This window comes from Mitsuaria chitosanitabida ATCC BAA-476 = NBRC 102408, assembly GCF_001598255.1.
Classification (GTDB): domain Bacteria; phylum Pseudomonadota; class Gammaproteobacteria; order Burkholderiales; family Burkholderiaceae_C; genus Roseateles; species Roseateles chitosanitabidus.
Window position 1 is genome coordinate 50728 of record NZ_BCYP01000022.1, and the last position, 20651, is coordinate 71378.

A 20651-nucleotide genomic window follows, 5' to 3' on the forward strand; every position below is an offset into this window, starting at 1 on the left:
GACTTCCGACCCGGCCGGGAACCCCGCGCCGCGTTTCCCCCTCACCCCGCATCCTCGAATCGATATGCCCAGTCTCTTCGACCCCTTGCAAGTCGGCGCCGTGTCGCTGGCCAACCGCATCGTGATGGCCCCACTGACGCGCAACCGCTCGGTCGGCCTGCTGCCCGGCCCGCTGGCCGTCGAGTACTACCGCCAGCGCGCCAGCGCCGGCCTGATCATCAGCGAGGGCGCCCAGATCACGCCCGAGGGCCAGGGCTACCTCGACACCCCGGGGATCTACTCGCCCGAGCAGACGGCGGCCTGGAAGCTGGTCACGGACGCCGTCCATGAGGCCGGCGGCAAGATCGCCGTGCAGCTGTGGCACGTGGGCCGCATCTCCCACAGCGAGTTCCAGCCGAACGGCGCCAAGCCGCAGTCCTCCACCGACCGTCAGGCCAACAGCAAGACCTTCACCAAAGCCGGCTTCGTCGACGTGGCCGAACCGCGCGCGCTGGCCATCGACGAGCTGCCCGGCATCGTCCAGGCCTACGTCCACGCGGCCAAGTCGGCGATGGCCGCGGGCTTCGACGCGGTCGAGGTGCACGGTGCCAACGGCTATCTGCTGGACCAGTTCCTGCGCGACAGCGTCAATGACCGCAGCGACGCCTACGGGGGCTCGATCGAGAACCGCGCCCGGCTGCTGCTGGAGGTGATGAAGGCCATCGCCGAGGCCATCGGCGCGGACCGCACGGGTCTGCGTCTGTCGCCGGTCACGCCGGTGAACGACGCGGGGCAGGACAGCGACGCGCAGGCGCTGTTCAACTACGTCGTCGAGCAGCTGGCGCCGCTCAAGCTGGCCTTCCTGCATGTCATCGAAGGCCAGACCGGCGGTCCGCGCGACATCGCGCCCTTCGACTACAACGCGCTGCGTGAGCGCTTCAAGGGCGTGTACATCGCCAACAACGGCTACACCCGCGAGATGGCCATCGACGCCGTCGCGACCGGCCATGCCGATGCGGTGGCCTTCGGCCGCAGCTTCATCTCGAACCCGGACCTGGTGCGTCGACTCAAGCTGAACGCGCCGCTGCAGAAGGCGCATTCGGCCACGATGTATGGCGGCGGGGCCGAGGGGTATACGGACTATCCGGCGCTGGCGGACTGACGGGGGAGGGCCGTCCGGCCCGAAGACCCTCACCCCCACCCTCTCCCGCAAGCGGGCGAGGGAGTCGTGGGGCTCGCTGCCTTCGGGCGGACCCAATGGCCGCTCGCCGGTTGCCTTCGAGCGGATTCGACGGGTTCTCAATCGCTGACCTCGGGCGGACCCGAGCGATCCTCCGCCGCTCGCCTGCGCTCACACCCTCTCCCGCGGGGCGGGAGAGGGCAGGGGTGAGGGTGGGAGCGTGGCAGGACGCCGGTCGCGCAGGCCCGAGGAGGGTCAGGCCTTGCCCTTCATCTTGGACCGGAAGATCTCCGCGACGGAGACCTCGCGCGGGCCCGGTCGCAGCGCGAAGGACTGACCCGCCTCGATGGTGCCGGGCTGGCGCACCGCCAGATAGAACCCGCACCAGCCGCTCTGCGACATCATCTTCACCGCCTTGTTGAAGCCCATCGCGGCGTTGAACTTGAAGCACGGATACCGCGGCTCGCTGATCGCCAGCTCGCAGCCGGGGAAGACCAGCACGTCGCCGATGTAGGCGTCGCCTTCCAGCAGCCCGCTCAGGCTGAGGTTCTCGCCCATCGCGCCCCAGGGCAGCGGCGCTTCCCAGCCCGCGACCTGCGCCTGCGCGCGCACGGTGCGCCAGAAGTCGTAGTGCTCGGTGGGATAGGCGTACACGGCCTTGGACAGGCCGCCGTGGACGCTGAGGTCGGCCTGCTCGTCGCCGTCGAGGCCCAGCGGCTTCACGATCCGTTCGCCGGTGACGGGACGCTTGCGGATGCCGGTGAGGACTTCGCGGCCGTCGATCAGCAGCGGCTCGGCGCGGGCGGTGTTAATGCTCAGGACTTGCATCGGGCGATTCTCCCGCACTGGCGCGGAAGCTCGCCGGCGCGGTGATCTGCGAATCGCTGCGGTAGTGCCGCAGCGCCTCGCGCGCCTCGTGCAGCGCGATGGCCTGGTCGCGCTCGCGCTGCAGGTACTCGAGCGCGAACGAGAGGTCGCCCGCCATCTCGTCCATCAGGCCCAGCACCTGCGGATCGAAGAAGCCTTCCTCGCCCGCCAGCACGCTGAGCGCGCCGATGATCTCGCCGCCGCGATGCAGCGGGAAGGCCGCCATCGCCTCCACGCCGGGCGGAATGACGGGGGCGCCGGAAACGACCAGGGTCGGGTCCTGCACCGCGTGATTGCTGACCTGGTGCACGCCGCCGATGATGGCGCGCGTGGCCATCGAGGCCCGCGCGAACGGCGACTCTCGCGACCAGCGCCGCGGCGCGCCGGGGATCAGGCGATCGCCCGGGCCGGACTCGGCCACCCGCTCGAACGCGTCGCCCTCGATCAGCACGACGGACGCGAAGCGCGCATGGCCGGTCTCGACGCAGATGCGGCAGATGTCCTGGAACAGGTGCTGCTCGGCGTGCTCGTCGGCGACGGCCTGCGCCTCGCGCCGGACGATCAGCTGGTTGGTCTTGGACAGCGCGATGTAGAGCTGCTGCAGCCGCAGCCGCGAGGCGTCGCCGGCACGGCGCTCCTCGTCGTAGCGGGCCCAGACCAGGCAGACCAGCACGCCGCAGACGGCGGCCGACAGCAGCACCAGCAGCAGGCCCAGGCGGGCCGCGTCGGTGGCGGCCTCCTGCGCGCGCTCGGTGTCGATGCGGGCCTGGCTGAGCTGGAAGGCCATCAGTTCGTCGACCAGCCGCATCACCGCGAGGCGGCGCTGGTTGATCTCGCGCAGCAGCTCGGGCGTGGGCTCGCCGGCCTGGGCCAGCGCGGCCCAGAGCTGGTCGAGCTGCGGCTGGACGCGCGCGATCAGCGCGAGCTCCGGCGGGGTCATGTGGGTGGCGAGGTAGCGGGTCCAGGCCTGGCGCGAGCTGTCGATGACGCGCTGGCTGGCGACGCTCATGCGCGCGCCGTCGGCCTCCTGGGCCTGCGAGATCAGCAGCGTGCCCAGCTGCTGAGCGCCGAGCACCTGTTCGATGTCGCGCAGCAGGTCCACGGGCACGAGGCGATCGTCGTAGAGCGATTGGGCGATGCGCGCGGCCTGACGCGACTGCCACCAGCCCAGCAGCGCCGAGGCCGTGACCAGCGCGAGCGCCAGCCCGAGCACGAGCAGCAGGCGGGCGCGGATGGACGGACCGGACGGGGCGGACATGGTCGGGCGGGCGGCGAGAAGGGCGGACGCGGGACCCGGCGGGCCTGCCCGGGCGCAGGGGCCGAGCATAGGCGCAATTCGCACGCGGGCCGATCCCCGAGGCGATGGGGCCGTCCCGGGAATCCGGCGACGGGGCGCACCGCATCGGGGCGGGCCCGGACGTGACGACGCCGCGGCGCGTGAGGCACGCCGCGGCGTCGGGGGGATCCCCGTCAGGGGATCGGGGGAGCGAGCGTCGGGATCAGCCGCGACGCAGCATCACGGCGCGGACGCTGGTCGGCGCGACGCCGGTCTGCTGCTTGAGCGCGCTCAGGGCGAGCGCGGCGATCAGGTCGTCGCTCAGCGCGTCGGCCGACTCGGGCGCCTGCACCCGCAGCGTGCCGTCGGCCATCAGCACCACGTTCAGCATCGCCGACTGGCCGCCTTCCAGCGTCACCGCGGCGCGCACCTGGCGGGTCACGCCGGTGGCGGTGCGCTCCGTCGCCGGGACCGGTTGCTGCAGCGGCTTCAGCGCGAGGCTGTCGCCCAGGTCGTCGACCCGGAACATGCCCAGCGGCTGCAGCGTCGGCTCGCCCTTGTCGGCGTAGACCGGCAGCTGGCTCTGGCGCGCCTGGTCGTAGGCCGGGGCCTCGACCGCCAGGCTCACCTGGCCGCCGTCACGCAGCGTCTGCTCCAGGCTCAGCGTCGCCAGCGCGATGCCGTTGCCACCGTTGCCCTGACCGGCGCCGTCGCCCGGCGCGCCGGCCGTGCCGCCCGCGCCGTTGGCGTTGGACGCACCATTGCCGCCGTTGGCTCCCGCGCCGTTCACGCCGTTGCCGGCGGCCCCATTGCCGTTGCCGCTCAGGCCGCCGTTGCCGCCGCCCGCGTTGCCATTGCCACCGAGGCCAACATTGGCGTTGCCGCCCGCGCCGGAGCCCGTGCCCGGATCACCCAGGCCGACGGTGCCGTTCGGATTGCCCGACGGACCCGCCGCGACGGAGGCCACCGTGGTGCCCGTGCCGCCGCCGCTGCCGCCGTTGCCGGTCGGCACGTTGGCGGTCTTCGAGCCTCCATTGCCGTCGCCACCGCCCTGCGTGCCGTTGCCGCCGACCGGCTGCACCACCAGGCCGTCGACCGGCGGCTTGGTCAGCGCGTTCACCGCGCCCGTCACCGTCAGCGTCGACGGCTCCAGGCGGTAGTTGAGGGCGTCCGCGCCCTGCAGCTGCAGCTGCACCGCCACCGACTTGTCGGTGCCGACATACGGGGTGTCGAAGCGGCCGGTGCCGCTCACGCTCACCTGGTCGCCCGCCAGCACGCCGCGCGGCGCGCCCACCACCAGCGTCGCCGTGGCGTCGCCGCTGTAGGTCGCGTCGACCACGGACACGCTCGGCGCCTGGATCGTGCGGGTGGTGATGTCACCGGTCGCGTGCTTCGTGCCCGAGGCCAGCTGGTAGTTGCCCGCGTCGGCGCCGGTCAGCGCCAGCGCCACGTCGACCGCCTTGCCGGTGCCGGCATTCTTGTCGTCGTACTGGCCCGAGACCTTGACGCCCAGCTGGTCGCCCGCCACGACGCCGATGGCGCCGCCCGTGCTGACCTGCGCGGTGCGCGTGCCGTCATAGACCTTGCCGGTCACCGTGATCGCGCCGACGTCCACCGTCTTGGGCGTGATCGCCGCGGTCGCGCCACCGCGCGTGTCCAGCACGTAGTTCGCCGCGTCCGCGCCGCTCAGGCCCAGGCCCGAGACATCGACCGCCTTGCCGGTGCCCGCGTTCTTGTCCAGGAAGCGGACCGATCCGGTCAGCGCCGTGTCGTCGCCGCGCACCAGGCCGGCGATGCCGCCGCTGGAGAACTGCGCCGAGGTCGTGCCGTCATAGACCTTGTCCTGCACCGCGCCGACCGCCACGGTCACCGTCTTGGGCGTGACCGTGCCGATGGCCGCGCTGGCCGAGTCGGACGCGAGGCGGTAGCCGTACACCGCGGTGCCGCCGTTGGCGCCGTCGGTGACCACCAGGCCGTCGACGGTCACGGTCTTGCCGGTGCCGACGTTCTTCGTGTCGTAGCGCGCGCCGCCGCTGCCGCCGATGCCCACGTGGACGACATCGCCGTCGATCGCGCCGCCGGCTTGCAGCATGCCGGCGTCGACCGCCGCGCTCGTGTTGCCGTCGTAGACCTTGGACGTCGAGCCCGACAGCGACACCGTCAGCGTCGGCGCGACCGTGTACAGGAAGCCGTTGCCCGTCCCCAGAACCGTGGCGCCGTAGCCCGCGTCGTACTGCTTGAAGTCGGCCACCAGGCCGCCGCGCGTGTCGTTCAGCGGCGAGGTCGAGTAGACCTGCCAGTGCCCGCCGTGGCCGACCTGCACCGCGCTCGCGCCGGCCTGGTTGATGAAGTTGCGGCCCGCGACCAGGGTCACGCCCCGGGCCTGACCACCGGCATCATCGGCGCTCACCGCCTGCTGCAGGGTCAGGTCCGAGCTCGCGCCGAGGGCGGTCAGCTGGACGGTGCCGGTGGCATGGACGCCGCTCAGGCCGTCGACCGTGCCGACCGTCAACGAGCGGTCCGCGACCAGGGACAGCGAACCCACGTCCGCCGCGATCTGGCTGACGTGCTGGTTGGCCGTGAGGGCCGCCGCGCCGGTGCTGCGCAGTGCGAGCGCGTTCGCGGTGATCGCGGCCGAGCCGCTGATGCCCGCGCCGCCGCGCTCGTCCAGCGAGACCGTGCCGGTCGCCGACATCGCCTGCGCCACGTTGATGCCGCCCGCGCCGGCGCGCACCAGCAGGTCGCCGCCGGTCACGCCGATGCTGCCGCCCTGCGTGAAGGTGCCGCCCAGCAGCTCCAGGCCGCCGACGCTCACCGCCACCGGCGCGTTCACGTTCAGCGCGCGATCCGAGGCATCCACCCGCAGCGTGTCCACGCCGTTGAACAGGGTCAGCAGGCCGCTGCTCAGGTCGGCGCTCGCGCCGCCGACGGTCGTCGCCGCGCCCGCGCCGGTGGCCTGGAAGACCACCGTCGCCTGCGCGCCGTTGCTCATCGCCGGCGTGCCGGCGCGCGCCCAGGTCGGCGCCTGCAGCGTCAGCGTGGCGGCGGTGCCGGTGAAGTTCACCGGCGCGCCCAGTGTCAGCGCGCCGGTGCCCGCGTCGACGGTGACGTTCGCGCCGTTGCGCAGCGTCAGGCCGTTGAGCGTGTCGACCGTGCCGATCGTGTAGCCGGCCGCGCTCGACGGACGGATCAGCGTCGTGCCGCCGGTGTCCAGCGCCAAGGTGGTGAAGTTGAAGGTGTCGTCGGTCAGCGTCGCGCCCTGGCCGGCGGTCACGGCCACCTGGGCCGCGGCCACGCCGCCGTTGACGCCCAGCACCTGACCGCCGCTCTTGAGGTGCACGGTGGAGGCGTTGGTGCTGATGTCGCTGTCGAAGACCAGGTCGCCGCCGTCGGCGCGACCGATCTCCAGCGAGGCCGCGTTGACCTGGCCGATCGACGCGTTGCTCAGCCCGCCGCCCAGGTGCAGCGCGTTGGCCGCCGTCATCTGGCGGATCGTGACCTTGCCGGCGCCGCCGTTGGCGGTGACCGCCTGCGACAGGTTGACGTTGTCGCCGGTCAGGACGATGTTGCCGCTGGTGTTGGTCAGGGTGCCGGCCGAGATGTCGATGTTGCGGTCGACCATCTCGAAGCTGCCCGAGGCGCTGAAGCTGAAGTTGCCCGGCACGCTGATCGTGCCCGTGCCGTCGGCGCGGCCGACGGTCAGGTTCTTGATGCCCGGCAGCTTGGCCAGCGTCGCGGCCGAGGCGAAGCCGTTGGCGTCGCCCAGGATCATGTTGGTGGCCGGGTCGAAGGGCTCCAGATGCAGCGACGCGGTGCTCAGGTTCTGCAGCGTCGCGGTGCCCCAGTCGATGTGGTTGGCCCGCAGCGTCAGCACGCCGGTGCCGGTGTCCAGGTTCACCGGGACGTTGCCGAAGTTGATCGAGCTGTCGGTGTAGATGCTGGCGCCGCCCTTGAACACGAAGGGCGTGTCGATGTTGACGTCGCCGCTCACGCTCAGCAGGCCGGCCAGGATCTTCTGACCCGTGGTGTAGCTGCCGTCGCCGCGGAAGATCACCCGGCCGGCGCCCAGGATCATGCTGGAGTTCAGCGTCACGTCGCCGCTGCCGGTGGAGACGTACAGGTTGCCGCCGCTGGTGTTGACCGGGGCGTTCAGGGTGAAGAAGCCGCCGCCCATGTTGTCGGAGTCGGCCCAGATGCGGACGTAGCCGCCGTTGGTCGTCAGCGACCCGCCCACCGTGGCGCCGTCGGCGCCGTAGATGGTGATGGAGCCCGCCAGCGGCGTGCCGCTGCCCGGGGCGGTGACGTCGTGCACGGGGAGGGCGCCGGACGGGTTGCCGCCGGCGCCGGAGGCGATCATCGTCGGCACGTTGAGCACGCGGCCCGAGGCCCTCGCGCCCGCCACCAGCATCAGGCTGCCGGTGCCGGAGACCTCCAGCACGTTGTTGGCGTTGGCGAACATCAGGTCGGTGTTGCCGGCGTTGCTGCCGTCGTTGGCGGCCGGGGGCGGCGCCAGGTCGCCGCCGCCCGCGGTGCCGGCCTCGATGCGCAGGCTGACGTTGGGCTTCATCGTGATCCGACCGTCGCCGCCGTTGAGCGTCAGGTCGTTCACGCGGATGTCGCCGGCGGCTTGGAGCAGCACGTTGGCCTGCTGGGCCTCGATGTCCTTCTCATAGACGATGGAACCGGTCAGCGCGCCGCTGCCGCTGCCGCCGCCGCTGATCTCCAGCGTGTCCGGGTCCAGCAGCAGATCGCCGGTGCTGCCCTTGGCGGCGAGCGCGTTGGCCCGGCCGCTGTAGGCCAGTTCCTTCTTGCCGGAGACCTCGATGCGGCCGCCGTTGCCGCCCTGGTCGCCGCCGCGCGACTCGACGCGGCCGGCGAACTCGGTGCGACCGTCCGACCAGGTCACCACCTCGCCGCCGTTGCCGTTCACCGTGGCGTTGGCCGCCAGCAGCGACGTGGCGTCGACCGTCACGTTCCTCGCGTTGGCGATGCTCGCGTCCTTGCCCTGCCAGCCGCCGCCGACGTGGATCTGGCCGCCGCCGGTGGCGCCGCTGGCATCCAGCGTGGCGCCGCGCAGCGCGATGTCGCCGCCGGTGACGCGGATGTCGCCGCCCTGGCCTTGCGCGCCGCTCGCGTCCAGCCGGCCGGTCACGTGGACCTGGCCGTCGGCGCCGCCGTCCAGCACGATGCGGCCGCCTTGCGCGGACAGGCCCTTGGCCTCGACCACGCCGTCCATGTTGATGACGCTGGCGCGCAGCGCGCTGGCGCTGGGCGCGCTCAGCACGACCTTGCCGCCTTGCACCAGGCCTTGCTGGGCGAGCTCGGCGTCCAGCGCCGCCTGGTCCACCTGGACCTGCAGCAGCCCGTCGCCGCCGAAGTCCAGCGAGACCGACTGGGCCGCGACCATCGCGACCTGGCCGGCGCTGATGCTGCCGGTGTTCACGACCGAGGCGCCCAGCAGCGCGACCACGCCGTCGGCGCGGATCGTGCCCTCGTTGCGGACCTGCGCGGTGCTGGTGCCGGAGAAGCGGGCGCGGCCGGCCAGGAAGTCCGCGTCGCTGACGTTCAGCGTGCTGGCGACCAGACCGCCGACGTTGACGGTCGCGCCCTTGCCGAAGACCACGCCGCTGTTGTTGATCAGCCAGACCTGACCGTTGGCGGACAGGTCACCGAAGATCTGGCTGGGCGCGCCGCCGGTGACGCGGTTCAGCGCCACGGCGTCGGAGCCCGACTGGTTGAAGCGCACCGAGGCATTGCTGCCGATGTCGAAGCTGTTCCAGTTCACGACCAGCTTGTTGGTGGCCTGGTCGATGCGCAGCTGCGCGCCTTGCTGCGTCATCGAGGCCTGGCCGGCGGTGACCTGCGCGCCCGAGGGCAGGGCCCCGGGGTCGAGCGCGAAGGCGGGGCCGGCGAGGGCCGCCGCCGCGGCGCCGAGGACGGAGGCCGCCATCGCGCGGCGGACGGTGCCGCCGCTGCGCTTGCCGCGGCCGCGGGCGATTTCAGGCACCGCCACGAAGGCGCCGCAGAGCTCGTTCCAGACGAGTCGATAGCTGTGGTTCAACGATCCCATGATGTGTTCTCTTTGATCTGATCAATAGTGGAAGGCGGCCTGCAGCCAGAAGCGCTGGCGGTCGGCGCGGCCGTCGGCATCGCGGCCCGCGGCGCTGCGGCCGGCGTTGTGGCCGATCGCGCGGGCCCAGCTGGCGCGCAGGGTCCAGCGCTCGCCGGCCAGGTTGGCGCCGACACCGGCGCCGCCCAGTGCGTACGAGTTCGGCTGGCCGCCCAGCGCTGTCGCCCACAGGCGCTCGTGCTGCTCGACGCGGCCGTAGTCGACGAAGCCGATCAGCTGCGCGGCGATGCCGCTGCCGACGCTCAGCTCGCGGCGCAGCTCGGCGGTGCCGACCCAGCCGTTGTCGCCGCTGGCCTCGCCGACCGGATAGGCGCGCACGCCCGACGGACCGCCCAGCAGGAACTTCTCCGACGAGTCCAGGTTGCGCGCGCTCAGCTGGCCGTAGCCGCCGACGTACAGGCCCCAGCCCGGCAGGGCGTTGGCGGTCTGCAGGCGCGACACGCGCCAGGTCAGCTTGTCGTAGCTGCCGGCGGTGCGGGCCGTGACCGAGTCGGCCACCCGGTCGGCCGCCTCGCGCAGCGTGACGGTGCCGTTGGTGACGCCCAGGCCGAAGTCGTTCTGCGCGCCGCCCAGGGTCGCGTCCCACAGGTTGCCGTAGAGGTTGACGGTCAGGCGGTTGAGGCGGCGGTCGCGCAGGGTCTGGCCCAGGGCCTCGTCGACCAGGGTGCGCTGTTCGGCCTCGGTGGAGATCCACAGGTTGCGCTCGCGGCCGCGCAGCAGCGGGTAGCTCAGGCCGGCCGACACCGTGCGGGCGGTGCCGCGCAGGTCCAGGGGCTTGAGGTCCTCGCCGACGCGGTAGTCCATCCAGGTGGTGGCGAACTGGGCGCGCAGGCCCGACGGATGCACGCCGAAGCCGTAGGCCAGGGCGGCCTGGCGGCTGCCGTCGGTGCGCGAGACGCTGGCCTGCAGCAGGTCCTCGCGGTTGAGCGGTCGGATCAGCGAGGCCGCCGCGCCGACGCGCCACTGGCCGGTGTAGCGGTTGTTGAAATCGTCCGCCGACGCGTCCAGGGCCCAGGCGCGGCCGGTGTCGGTGCGCACGTCCAGGCGGCTGGTGCCGGGCTCGTCGCCGCGTTCCAGCGTCGCGCGGGCCTGCACGCCGGGCACGTCGTTGATCAGCAGCAGGGCGCGCTCGAGCTGTTCGTAGCGCACGGGGCCCTGCGCCAGCGCCGTGTCGGCGATGGCGCCCAGGCGCGGCGCGAGGCGCTCGTCGGCGCCGCTCACGGTCACGCGGTGACGGCCCGACTGCAGGCGACCGGACAGCACCGCGATCTCGAGCTCGCCCTGGGTCAGGTCTTGCCGGGGCAGGTAGGCGCGGGCCAGCAGGAAGCCGCGCTTCTGAAGCGCGGCGGTGACGCGCGCGGCCAGCGACTGCAGCTGGCTGTGGGACAGCTGGCGCCCCTTGGCGTCGGCGACCAGCGCCTGGAGCTCGGGCTCGGGCAGCAGGTCCTCGGCGCCGGTGAAGCGGATGCGGTCGATGCGCGCGCGCAGACCGGCCTGGCCGTCGTCCGCGAGCGGCGTGTTGACGGCGGGGCGTCCGTCCAGGTCGCCCCGCTGCGCGGGCGGGTTGAGGCGGCGTTGCTCGTTGAGCAGCTGACCCGCGTCGGGAGCGGCCGCCCAGGCCAGGCTCACCGACAGGCTCATCACGCTCAGCCCCAGGACGGCCGCGGTGTGCCGCGTGCTGTACTTCATTCCCAATCTCCGGTTGTGTTTCGCAAGGCCGCGGTTATCCCGTGGGCTCGCGATCCGGAGTTCTTTCAAATCGCCGGCGACCTTTGACGATTCGTTAGCCGGCCCGGACCGCCTGGGTCCGCTGGCCGATTCCGGTAGTTTTTCCGCTGGTTTCCCTCCCCCTCAGATGGGCGGTTTGCTCGCTGCCCGCCCATCGGACGGGACGGCGCGCACCACTTCGGACGAGTCGCCACGGACAATTCCGCCCCATGTCCCGAGCCGCGTCCGCCCCCGCTGTCCACCGTCCCCTGCTGCTGCTGGTGGACGACCAGCCGGAGGAGCTGCGCTGGCTGACGGCGCTGCTGCACCCGCTGTACCGGCTGGCCTTCGCGGAGAGCGGCCGGGTGGCGCTGCAGAAGGCGCAAGGCCTGGCCCCCGACCTGGCGCTGCTGGACGTCGGACTCCCGGACATGGACGGCTTCGCGCTGTGCCGACTGCTCAAGTCGGACCCGGCCACGCGCGAGATGCCGCTGCTCTTCCTGAGCGCGCACAACGACGTCGGCAGCCGCATCGAGGGCCTGTCCCATGGCGCGGTGGACTTCATCACCAAGCCCTTCCATCCGGAGGAGGTGCTGGCCCGCGTGCGCGTGCACCTGCGGCTGGCCACGCCGCGCGCGGCGTCGGCGTCCCAGGAGGTCGCGACGACCGAGCCCGAGGAGTCCGGCACGCCCGACCAGCGCCTGCTGGCCGCCGCGCGCCGCTACATCGGCGAGCACCTGGGCGAGCCGCTGACGGTCAACCAGATCGGCCGGCAGGTCGGCCTGACCGGACGCCGGCTGCTGGCGCTGTTCCGCGAGGAGCTGGGGCAGACCGTGTCCGGCTACATCAGCGACGAGCGCGTGCGCACCGGCCAGCGCCTGCTGGCCGATACCGACATGAGCGTGGCCGACGTGGCGTATCACGTCGGCTATTCCAACGCCGGCAACTTCGCCACCGCCTTCCGGGAACGCAACGGGCTGAGCCCGCAGGCCTACCGGTCCGCCACCCGGGCGCGCGATCGGGAGGATCTCGGCGACGCCGAGGCCCACGCCCCGGCGGACGCCGATGCCGATGTCGACGCCGATGCGCGGGGTGACGGGCACCGCGCGCGCGACGCCGACGGCCCGGTCGCCTGATGCCGCGCCTGCGCCGATGGACCGCCGTCCTGGCGGCCGGAGCCGCCTTGTTCCTCGCCTGCCTCGCGGACGCCGAGGGTGCGCCGAGCGAGGCGCCGGTGATCGCCTTCCCCGCGGACATGCCGGCGGCCGCCGCCGATCCGCCGTCGCGGCCGGTGATCGCGTTGCACGGCGCGGCGACGGATCGCCTCCCGCTGGTCGACCGCGGCCAGCTGTGGATCGAGCGGGCGGACCCGCGTCCTGAAGCCGGCGTGCCGCGCTGGCGGCCTTCGGAGCAGCGGGCGCTGACGCCGGGCTACACCCGCGATGCCTACTGGCTGCGCTGGACGCTGCGCCAGGACGGCGAGGCGGCGCGCTACATCCTGATGGTCGATCCGGCGCGGACCGAGTCGGTGGCGCTGTATCGACGGCGGCTGCTGCCGGACGGCGGGACGACGCCCTGGCAGCTCGAGCGCGCCGGCACCGACCAGCCCTTCGCGCACCGGCCGCTGTCGCTGCGCGAGAGCGCCTTCCCGATGCGCCTCGATCCCGGCGAGGTCTGGGAGCTGCGGCTGCGCGTCGCGAGCCGCAGTTCGTTGGCGGTCGAGCCCTCGCTGTGGGTGGCCGAGGCGCTGATCGGCGAGCAGCAATGGCGGGTGTGGCGCGACGGCATGCTGTCGGCGGTCGGCCTGACGCTGGCCGTGCTGGCGGCCGGTCTGGGTCTGGCCTTGCGCGACCGCGGCTACGCCTGGATCGCGGCCTTCCTGACCTGCGCGATGGTCTACGAGATGGCGATGCGCGGCACGGCCTTCGAGCGCTTCTGGCCCGAGGCGACCGACTGGGCCCAGCGGGCGCTGGGCACGACGGGCGCGTTGTCGACGGTCTTCCAGCTGCTGGCCCTGGCGGCGGTGCTGCGCCTGCGGCAGACCCAGCCGGTGCTCCACCGCGTGCTGGGCGTGGTGGTGGCCCTGAGCTTCGTCGCCGTGGCCGCCTGCATCTTCGGCGACTACCCGATCGGGACCCGCATGGCCGGCCCGACCAACCTGTCGCTCAGTCTGATCGGCCTGATCGCCAGCGTGCGCGCGATGCGGCGCGGCGATCCGGTCGGCGGGGTGTGGCTGTGCGCGCTGGTGGGCGTGATGCTGGGCATGGCGCCGCGCTACTTCAGCCTGATGGGTCTGCTGCCCTATGCGGACTGGGTGGACCTGGCGCCGTCCATGGTCGGCACCGCGGGCGCGGCGGCGGTGCTGGTGGCCATGCTGATGCTGCTGCAGCGCGAGCGGCTGCAGCGCGCGCAGGCGCTGGAGGCCGCGGTGCTGGAGCGCACCGCCGAGCTGGCCCGCGCCAGCGCGCACGCGCGGGCCAGCGACGCGGCCAAGGGGCGGCTGCTGGGCCACATCGGGCACGACCTGCGGGCGCCGCTGGCGTCGATGGTGCAGCTGACGCGGCGGCTGACCACGGGCGCGGAGTTCGAGTCCACCCGCCAGGCGCTGGAGCACGGTGGCGTGATGCTGCTGGACACCATCGACGAGCTGCAGCGCTTCGCGCGCCAGCCCGATGCCGAGGCGGATGTCGAGGTGCTGAACGCGCCGGTCTATCTCTACGGCCTGCTCAACGAGCTGGTGCTGCAGTCGCAGGCCCTGATGCTGGCCAGCACGAACCGGCTGGCGCTGACGGTCGATCCGGCGCTGCCGGCGGTGGTCGAGCTGGACGCGCGGCGCTTGCGCCAGGTGCTGCTGAACCTGCTGTCCAACGCGGCCAAGTACAGCCGGCCGGGCGAGATCCAGCTGACCGCGCGCCCGGTCGGCCGATGGCTGGCGCTGTCGGTGATCGACCAGGGGCCGGGCATGGCCGCCGAGGAGCTGGCGCGGATCTTCGATCCCTTCACGCGGGGCCAGGCGGGGCGCGGCGTCCCGGGGCTGGGGCTGGGGCTGGCGATCGCCCGGCAGACGGTGCGCGCGATGGGTGGCGAGCTGGGCGCGCACAGCGTGCCGGGACGCGGCAGCCGCTTCACCGCGGAGCTGCCGCTGATCGCCGCCGGCGAGGCCGAGGTGCAGTGGCCGCCGCTGCTGTCGCAGCCCGGGCTGGAGCACCTGGGCGACGGCTGGGCGGCGGTCGTGTGGGACCGCTGCGCGACGGTGCGCGAGGTGATGCTGGAGCGCCTGCTGCAATGCGGCTTCGACGCGAGCGAGGCGGAGCGCGTCGAGGACGTGGCGGACCTGCTGGAGGCCGCCGCCTCGACAGGCGCGGGGCTGCTGGTGGTGAGCTCCCCGGAATCGACGGCGCTCGGCGAGTGGCGCGCCTGGCGGGCGCGCTGGCCGGGGCTGCGGATGCTGCTGTGCGCGTCGGTGCCGCGCCGCGACTGGCCGGCCGAGGCCGGCCTCGCGCTGCTGCCCAAGCCGGCCCCGCAGGAGCTGTGGGTGCCCGCGCTACGCCGGCTGTGCCTGGCGGTGGATGTCCGGTCTTGAGGAGCAGCCGCCTGGCCATACGCTCATCCGACCCTGAGGGCCTGGGCGCCTGATCCGCAGCACCCCTGAGGGGGATCTGTCACCCGAAGCAGCGAGGCGACCGGTGTTACTCCGGCTCACAAGCATCGTGCGCTTCTCCTACGATGGACCGATGTGCTACAGCGCCCAGATCCGTCGCGAGTGGAAGACCTTCTGCAGCCGCCTGGGCGTGCGCATCCCGCTGAGCGAGTACGTCGACCTCTACTGGACCCGGGCGCACGGGCAGCGGGTGCTGTTGCCCAAGTCGCTGGAGAGCCTCTTCGACGATCCCCAGGACGACCAGCAGCGGCGCGGACGCGAGGCCCTCGAGACCTACGCGACCCAGCGCGCGGGCGAGGTCGAGCAGGAGCTCTTCGCGCTGCGCCAGCGCATCGCGGAGGCGGATCGCAAGCTGGCGGCCAAGCCGTCCAAGTCCGCGGCCGAGAGCCGTCGCATCGCGCAGGACAAGACCGCGCAGCGGCTGGCCTGGCTGGCCGACCTGCGGCGGACGACGCCGGAGATCAAGGACGCCCGCATCTACCCCGGCTGGCATGTGCCGGTGATCGTGCGGGAGCAGGGGGAGAAGGTGCTCCGGCCGATGCGCTACCAGTGCCGGCCCGCCGGCAAGCCGGCCTCCTACGATCTCAAGTACCCGGGCACCTACAACGCCCGGCGGGACGCGCTGGGCGGGTTCTGGAAGGGGCAGTTCGGCGTCAGTCACGGGGTGCTGGCGGCCTCGTCCTTCTTCGAGAACGTGCGGCGCGAGGATGGATCGAACGCGGTGCTGGAGTTCTCGCCGCAGGGGCTGGACGAGATGCTGATCGCCTGCCTCTGGTCGCGCTGGGAAGCGCCGGGCGAGGCGCCGCTGCTGTCCTTCGCCGTGATCACCGACGAGCCACCGCCGGAGATCGCCGCCGCCGGGCATGACCGCTGCGTCATCCCGCTCAAGCCGGAGCACCTGGACGCCTGGCTGGATCCGCAGGGGGATCTCGCGGCGATGCAGGCGATCCTGGATGACCGGGAACGGCCGGTCTACGGGTGGCGGATGGCGGCCTGAGGCGGGCGGGGGAGGGCCGGTTCGCGCCCCAGGCATTCGCCTTGCCTCCAGCGCCGCCCGAGGGGCTCGCCCGCCCCGGCATCAAACCATTCCAGAAACGCATAACCGTGGCGAGCACGCGAGTTACGGCGTGATTACATTGGACTCCTCAGGGTGCCACGCACCCGACATGGCGCGCGGCATTGGGTCAGCTCCGCGGACTCTCCTCTGAAAAACAGGGCGGGAGCCACCGGATCGGAGCTGACCCAATTCCGCTTTTCATATCCTCAAATTGGAACTCGCCATGAACCAGCCCGTAATGGAAGGCTTGCGCCTGAACGTGCCCGCCTACGTCAAGCACCAGCGACTCGTCGCCTGGGTCGCTGAAATCGCCGCGCTCACCGAGGCGCGCGACGTCTACTGGTGCGACGGCAGCCAGGCCGAGTACGACCGCCTGTGCCAGCAGCTGGTCGACGCCGGCACCTTCCAGAAGCTGAACCCCGCCAAGCGCCCGGGCAGCTACCTCGCGTGGAGCGACCCCAGCGACGTCGCCCGCGTCGAGGACCGCACCTTCATCTGCACCAAGAACAAGGCGGACGCCGGCCCCACCAACAACTGGATGGAACCGGCCGAGATGCGCGCCCTGCTGCAGACCGGCGACAAGGCCCTGTTCAAGGGCGCCATGCGCGGCCGCACGCTGTACGTGGTGCCGTTCTCGATGGGCCCGATCGGCTCCCCGATCGCCCACATCGGCGTCGAGCTGTCCGACAGCCCCTATGTCGCGGTGAACATGCGCATCATGACCCGCATGGGTCGCGCGGTCCTGGACACCCTGGGCGACAACGGTGAGTTCGTCCCCTGCGTCCACACCGTCGGCGCCCCCCTGGAGGCCGGCCAGGCCGATGTGAAGTGGCCTTGCAACAAGACCAAGTACATCGTCCATTACCCCGAGACCCGCGAGATCTGGTCCTACGGCTCCGGCTACGGCGGCAACGCGCTGCTGGGCAAGAAGTGCTTCGCGCTGCGCATCGCCTCGACCATGGGCCGCGACCAGGGCTGGCTGGCCGAGCACATGCTGGTCCTGGGCGTGACCTCGCCCGAGGGCAAGAAGCACCACGTCGCCGCCGCCTTCCCCAGCGCCTGCGGCAAGACCAACTTCGCGATGCTGATCCCGCCGGCGGGCTTCGAGGGCTGGAAGGTCACGACCATCGGCGACGACATCGCCTGGATCAAGCCCGGCAAGGACGGCCGCCTGTACGCGATCAACCCGGAAGCGGGCTACTTCGGCGTCGCCCCGGGCACCAACGTCAAGACCAACCCGAACTGCATGGCCAGCCTGGACAAGGACGTCATCTTCACCAACGTCGCGCTGACCGACGATGGCGACGTCTGGTGGGAAGGCATGACCGACGCCGCCCCGGATCACCTGATCGACTGGCAGGGCAAGGACTGGACACCGGCCATCGCCAAGGAAACCGGCGCCAAGGCCGCTCACCCGAACGCCCGCTTCACCGTCGCCGCGACCAACAACCCGGCGCTGGATTCGGAATGGGACAACCCGGCCGGCGTGGCGATCGACGCCTTCATCTTCGGCGGCCGCCGCTCCACCACCGTGCCGCTGGTGACCGAGGCCCGCGACTGGGTCGAGGGCGTCTACATGGCCGCGACCATGGGCTCGGAAACGACCGCCGCCGCCGCCGGCCAGCAGGGCATCGTGCGCCGCGACCCGTTCGCGATGCTGCCCTTCATGGGCTACAACATGGCGGACTACTTCCAGCACTGGCTGTCCCTGGGCGCCAAGCTGGGCCAGTCCGGCGCCACCCTGCCGAAGATCTTCTGCGTCAACTGGTTCCGCAAGGGCGCCGACGGCAAGTTCGTCTGGCCCGGCTACGGCGAGAACATGCGCGTCCTGAAGTGGATGCTCGAGCGCGTCGACGGCCAGGGCCAGGGCGTGGAACACGCCTTCGGCACCAGCCCGCGCTACGAGGACCTGAACTGGCAAGGCCTGGCCTTCACGCCGGAGCAGTTCCAGACCGTGACCCACATCTCCAACGAAGACTGGGCCACCGAACTGAAGCTGCATGACGAGCTGTTCGTCCAGCTGGCCCACAACCTGCCGGCCGAGCTGCCGGCGACCAAGGCCAAGATCGAAGGCCGTCTGGCCAAGGCCTGATTCCGCCTCGATCGGCAGCGCCGGGTTCGCGCCCGGCGTCTCGCCCGGTCTCCTGCCGACGCCCGCATCCCGCGGGCGTCCTCATTTCCGCCGCTGAACCCGGAAAAGACAAAGCCCGCTCGAACTACTTCGAAGCGGGCTGTTGTTGCGCGAGTCCTGTTGCGGTCAGCTGTGAGAGCCTGCGCTCACATCAGGAGTCACTTCCGGGCCAGACGGCACCCGGCGAGGGGGAGGCTTTCTCAGCCGTTGCGACGGGCGTTGGCGGCGCGCAGCTCGGCGGCGAAGGAGGGCATGCTCTCTTCGTACTGGGCGGCGAGGGCCAGCAGCTCGCGTTCGGCGCGAGCCATCTTGGCGTTCTCGATGCGGGCCTTCACGTTCGTGATCGTGCGGGCCCACACGCGGGCACCGATGGTGGCAAACGTGCCGCCGCGACGCACCGTGCGGCTCAGGGGAAGACCGAAGGTTTGGGTAGCGACGCTCATGGCGATTTCCTTTGATTGGCTTGTTTCGCGGCCCTTCTGGAGCCGACGGAACGAACTATAGGGTTTCCCCTATCTATGTCGCCAATGAAAGATGGGCATTGAATGTATAAACGCCGTGCATATCATTGGGCGGAGCGCGGCCAACACGTGATGCCGATCACGGTGGCGGTTCGGAATCCCGTTCAACTGTCGTCGTTGGTCCCATTCGGCGTCGATCCGGAACGGAAATTGGCCTCCGCGCCGAGCTGGTGGCGATGTCGATCCGACGCTTCCGCGTGAAAAACTGCCAGCCGGAACCCACCCATGAGCTTCCGCAACCTCGATCTGAACCTGCTGAAGGTGTTCGACGCCGTCATGGCCGAGCGCTCCCTGACCCGCGCCGCGGAGCGTCTGTCCATGACGCAGCCCGCTGTCAGCCACGCGCTCAAGCGGCTGCGGGAAGCGCTGGGCGAGGACCTGTTCGTGCGCCAGGCCTTCGGGATGAAGCCGACGTCCCGGGCCGAGGGGCTGTGGCCGGAGGTGCGCTCCGCGCTGACCCGGCTGCGGGTGGCGCTGGATCCCGGCGACTACCAGCCGACCTCCGAGGAGTACACCTTCCGCCTGGCCATGGCCGACGCGACGGCCGCGCTCATCCTCCCACCGCTGATGCAACAGCTGGAGAAGCTGCGAGCGCTGGCCAACGTGCATGTCCTTCCGCTGACCACCCGCGACCCGCGGGCCTTGCTGGAACAGGGCGAGGCCGATTTCGCCCTCGGCTACTTCCCGACCGCGGTCGCCGCGCTGAAGGGGCAGGGTGACATGGCGTCCATCCACCAGCTCCGGCTCTACGACTCCTATTACGTCTGCGTGATGCGCCGCGGCCATCCGCTGGCCGACCAGGAACTCACGCTGGATGCCTTCTGCCAGGCCCACCACCTGCTGGTGAGCTTCTCGGGCCGGCCCTACGGCTTCGTCGACGAGGCGCTGGCGGCGCTCAAGCGCAGCCGCCGGATCGCGCTGACGGTGAACCAGTTCTTCACCGCCGGCCGGGTCGTCGCCCACACCGATCTGCTGACGGTGCTGCCGCAATCCTTCATCACGGCGACCGGCTACCAGGAATCACTCATCTACCGGCCCTTGCCGATGCAGCTCTCGCCGGTCCATGTGGACGTGCTCTGGCACCTGCGCAACGAGGACCGCAGCGCCCAGCGCTGGATGCGTCAGCGGCTGGTCGATTCCGTGGCGCTGCCGTCGGGGACGGCGCCGGCCGACGCGAACGGCGACAATCGCGCCCCATGAGCATTGCCCACGACCTTTCCGACGCCGAGTTCGACGAACTCGACGACCTTCTCGCCGCCACCCCCGAACCGCTCGAGCCGCTGGACGCCTCGATGCTGGACGGCTACCTGGCTGGCGTGCTGGTGCAGCCCCGCCTGATCCCGATCGAGGAGTGGCTGCCCCCGGTGTTCGACTACGACGGCCGCCCGCTGCCGGACGACGTCGACCCCGCCTGGCTGGCCCGCGTGCGCGCGCTGGTCGAGCGCCGCTTCGCTTCCCTGAACCAGAGCATGCTGGAGCAAGGCTGGTTCTACCCGGTGGTACTGGATCTGGACGCCGAGGAGGGGGAGGACGGTGAATCGGCCGAAGACGGCGAGAACGCCGCCGAAGCCGCAGCGAAGGCGGAAGATGCCGTCGCAGCAGGCGAGGATGCTGCCGCCGAGGGCACCGACCCGGAGGCCCTGCAGTTGCCCGACGATCCCATCACCCGCGCGCTGCTGCCCTGGGTGGGCGGCTTCGAATACGCCGCGGTGACCTTCCCCGACCTGCACGAGCAGGCCGACGACAACGTCAACACGCTGCTGGCCCGCCTGTACCGCCACCTGCCGGCCGAGACGCCGGAGGAGAAGGAGATCGTCGAGACGATGAATCGCGAGCATCCGCTCAAGAACATCGACGAGGCGATCGAGGATCTGATCCTGACCGTGGTCGATCTGCAGGCCGCGACCGAGGAGCAGCGCTATCACGTCGAGCAGGTGCGCCGCGACGCGCCGAAGCTGGGCCGCAACGATCCGTGCCACTGCGGCTCGGGCAAGAAGTTCAAGAACTGCCACGGCGCCGCCTGAAGCGCCTGAGCACCTGAACCCAGGGGCGTGGCGCCGTCGAGGGCGCCGACGTCCCGCCGAAGCCGGCCGCCGAGAGGCGTGCCGGCTTTTTCATCGGCGCGCGAGAGATCGAGCCTCG

12 protein-coding genes are annotated in these 20651 nt (G+C 71.7%); 7 read left to right on the forward strand and 5 right to left on the reverse strand.

What is annotated here, in order from left to right; all coding sequences use genetic code 11:
* The first annotated feature begins 64 nt into the window (after window positions 1-64).
* Window positions 65-1141, forward strand: coding sequence for an alkene reductase (locus MCHT01_RS14895; protein ID WP_067066132.1), 1077 nt, complete (start codon window positions 65-67; stop codon window positions 1139-1141).
* 273 nt (window positions 1142-1414) lie between these two features.
* Here the strand turns inward: MCHT01_RS14895 and MCHT01_RS14900 are convergent, their stop codons facing one another.
* From MCHT01_RS14900 to MCHT01_RS14915, 4 genes are all read right to left on the reverse strand, one after another.
* Entirely contained in the window at window positions 1415-1987 is a 573-nt protein-coding gene (locus MCHT01_RS14900; RefSeq protein ID WP_067066133.1) for an MOSC domain-containing protein, read from the reverse strand.
* On the reverse strand, window positions 1968-3284 hold the full coding sequence (locus MCHT01_RS14905) for a GAF domain-containing protein (protein ID WP_067066134.1): 1317 nt from the start codon (window positions 3282-3284) through the stop codon (window positions 1968-1970). The genes MCHT01_RS14900 and MCHT01_RS14905 overlap by 20 nt, the downstream gene beginning before the upstream one ends.
* A gap of 241 nt (window positions 3285-3525) precedes the next feature.
* Complete coding sequence (locus MCHT01_RS26775) at window positions 3526-9372, reverse strand: YDG domain-containing protein (RefSeq protein ID WP_067066135.1); 5847 nt, start codon at window positions 9370-9372, stop codon at window positions 3526-3528.
* Between the two features lie 21 nt (window positions 9373-9393).
* Window positions 9394-11121 carry a ShlB/FhaC/HecB family hemolysin secretion/activation protein gene (locus MCHT01_RS14915; RefSeq protein WP_218017902.1) on the reverse strand — a complete coding sequence of 576 codons (1728 nt, stop codon included), beginning with the start codon at window positions 11119-11121 and terminating at the stop codon, window positions 9394-9396.
* Between the two features lie 248 nt (window positions 11122-11369).
* Between MCHT01_RS14915 and MCHT01_RS14920 the strand changes: the two genes are divergently transcribed.
* The 4 genes from MCHT01_RS14920 (at window position 11370) to MCHT01_RS14935 (ending at window position 17949) form a co-directional block, all read left to right on the forward strand.
* Complete coding sequence (locus MCHT01_RS14920; protein WP_067066136.1) at window positions 11370-12275, forward strand: response regulator transcription factor; 906 nt, start codon at window positions 11370-11372, stop codon at window positions 12273-12275.
* A gap of 47 nt (window positions 12276-12322) precedes the next feature.
* Window positions 12323-14722: a sensor histidine kinase gene (locus MCHT01_RS14925; RefSeq protein WP_169806140.1), complete on the forward strand. Its 2400-nt coding sequence runs from the start codon at window positions 12323-12325 to the stop codon at window positions 14720-14722.
* 151 nt (window positions 14723-14873) lie between these two features.
* On the forward strand, window positions 14874-15797 hold the full coding sequence (locus MCHT01_RS14930; RefSeq protein ID WP_067066138.1) for an SOS response-associated peptidase family protein: 924 nt from the start codon (window positions 14874-14876) through the stop codon (window positions 15795-15797).
* A gap of 283 nt (window positions 15798-16080) precedes the next feature.
* A complete protein-coding gene (locus MCHT01_RS14935) occupies window positions 16081-17949 on the forward strand; it encodes a phosphoenolpyruvate carboxykinase (GTP) (RefSeq protein WP_067066139.1) in 1869 nt (622 codons plus the stop codon).
* Between the two features lie 239 nt (window positions 17950-18188).
* Here the strand turns inward: MCHT01_RS14935 and MCHT01_RS14940 are convergent, their stop codons facing one another.
* On the reverse strand, window positions 18189-18431 hold the full coding sequence (locus tag MCHT01_RS14940) for a hypothetical protein (RefSeq protein ID WP_067066140.1): 243 nt from the start codon (window positions 18429-18431) through the stop codon (window positions 18189-18191).
* 303 nt (window positions 18432-18734) lie between these two features.
* On the opposite strand from MCHT01_RS14940, the gene MCHT01_RS14945 reads away from it, so the two are divergent.
* Together MCHT01_RS14945 and MCHT01_RS27145 are read left to right on the forward strand one after the other, a co-directional pair.
* Entirely contained in the window at window positions 18735-19709 is a 975-nt protein-coding gene (locus tag MCHT01_RS14945) for a LysR family transcriptional regulator (protein WP_067066141.1), read from the forward strand.
* Window positions 19706-20533, forward strand: a complete 828-nt coding sequence (locus tag MCHT01_RS27145) for a UPF0149 family protein (RefSeq protein WP_067066142.1) — start codon at window positions 19706-19708, stop codon at window positions 20531-20533. Before MCHT01_RS14945 ends, MCHT01_RS27145 begins: the two co-directional genes overlap by 4 nt.
* Window positions 20534-20651: the final 118 nt, after the last annotated feature.

Coding starts and splice junctions, on each gene's coding strand:
- MCHT01_RS14900 (WP_067066133.1), bottom strand. CDS start 1,987: ATGCAAGTCCTGAGCATTAACACCGCCCGCGCCGAGCCGCTGCTGATC.
- MCHT01_RS14895 (WP_067066132.1), top strand. CDS start 65: ATGCCCAGTCTCTTCGACCCCTTGCAAGTCGGCGCCGTGTCGCTGGCC.
- MCHT01_RS14940 (WP_067066140.1), bottom strand. CDS start 18,431: ATGAGCGTCGCTACCCAAACCTTCGGTCTTCCCCTGAGCCGCACGGTG.
- MCHT01_RS26775 (WP_067066135.1), bottom strand. CDS start 9,372: ATGGGATCGTTGAACCACAGCTATCGACTCGTCTGGAACGAGCTCTGC.
- MCHT01_RS14945 (WP_067066141.1), top strand. CDS start 18,735: ATGAGCTTCCGCAACCTCGATCTGAACCTGCTGAAGGTGTTCGACGCC.
- MCHT01_RS27145 (WP_067066142.1), top strand. CDS start 19,706: ATGAGCATTGCCCACGACCTTTCCGACGCCGAGTTCGACGAACTCGAC.
- MCHT01_RS14930 (WP_067066138.1), top strand. CDS start 14,874: ATGTGCTACAGCGCCCAGATCCGTCGCGAGTGGAAGACCTTCTGCAGC.
- MCHT01_RS14915 (WP_218017902.1), bottom strand. CDS start 11,121: ATGAAGTACAGCACGCGGCACACCGCGGCCGTCCTGGGGCTGAGCGTG.
- MCHT01_RS14920 (WP_067066136.1), top strand. CDS start 11,370: ATGTCCCGAGCCGCGTCCGCCCCCGCTGTCCACCGTCCCCTGCTGCTG.
- MCHT01_RS14905 (WP_067066134.1), bottom strand. CDS start 3,284: ATGTCCGCCCCGTCCGGTCCGTCCATCCGCGCCCGCCTGCTGCTCGTG.
- MCHT01_RS14935 (WP_067066139.1), top strand. CDS start 16,081: ATGAACCAGCCCGTAATGGAAGGCTTGCGCCTGAACGTGCCCGCCTAC.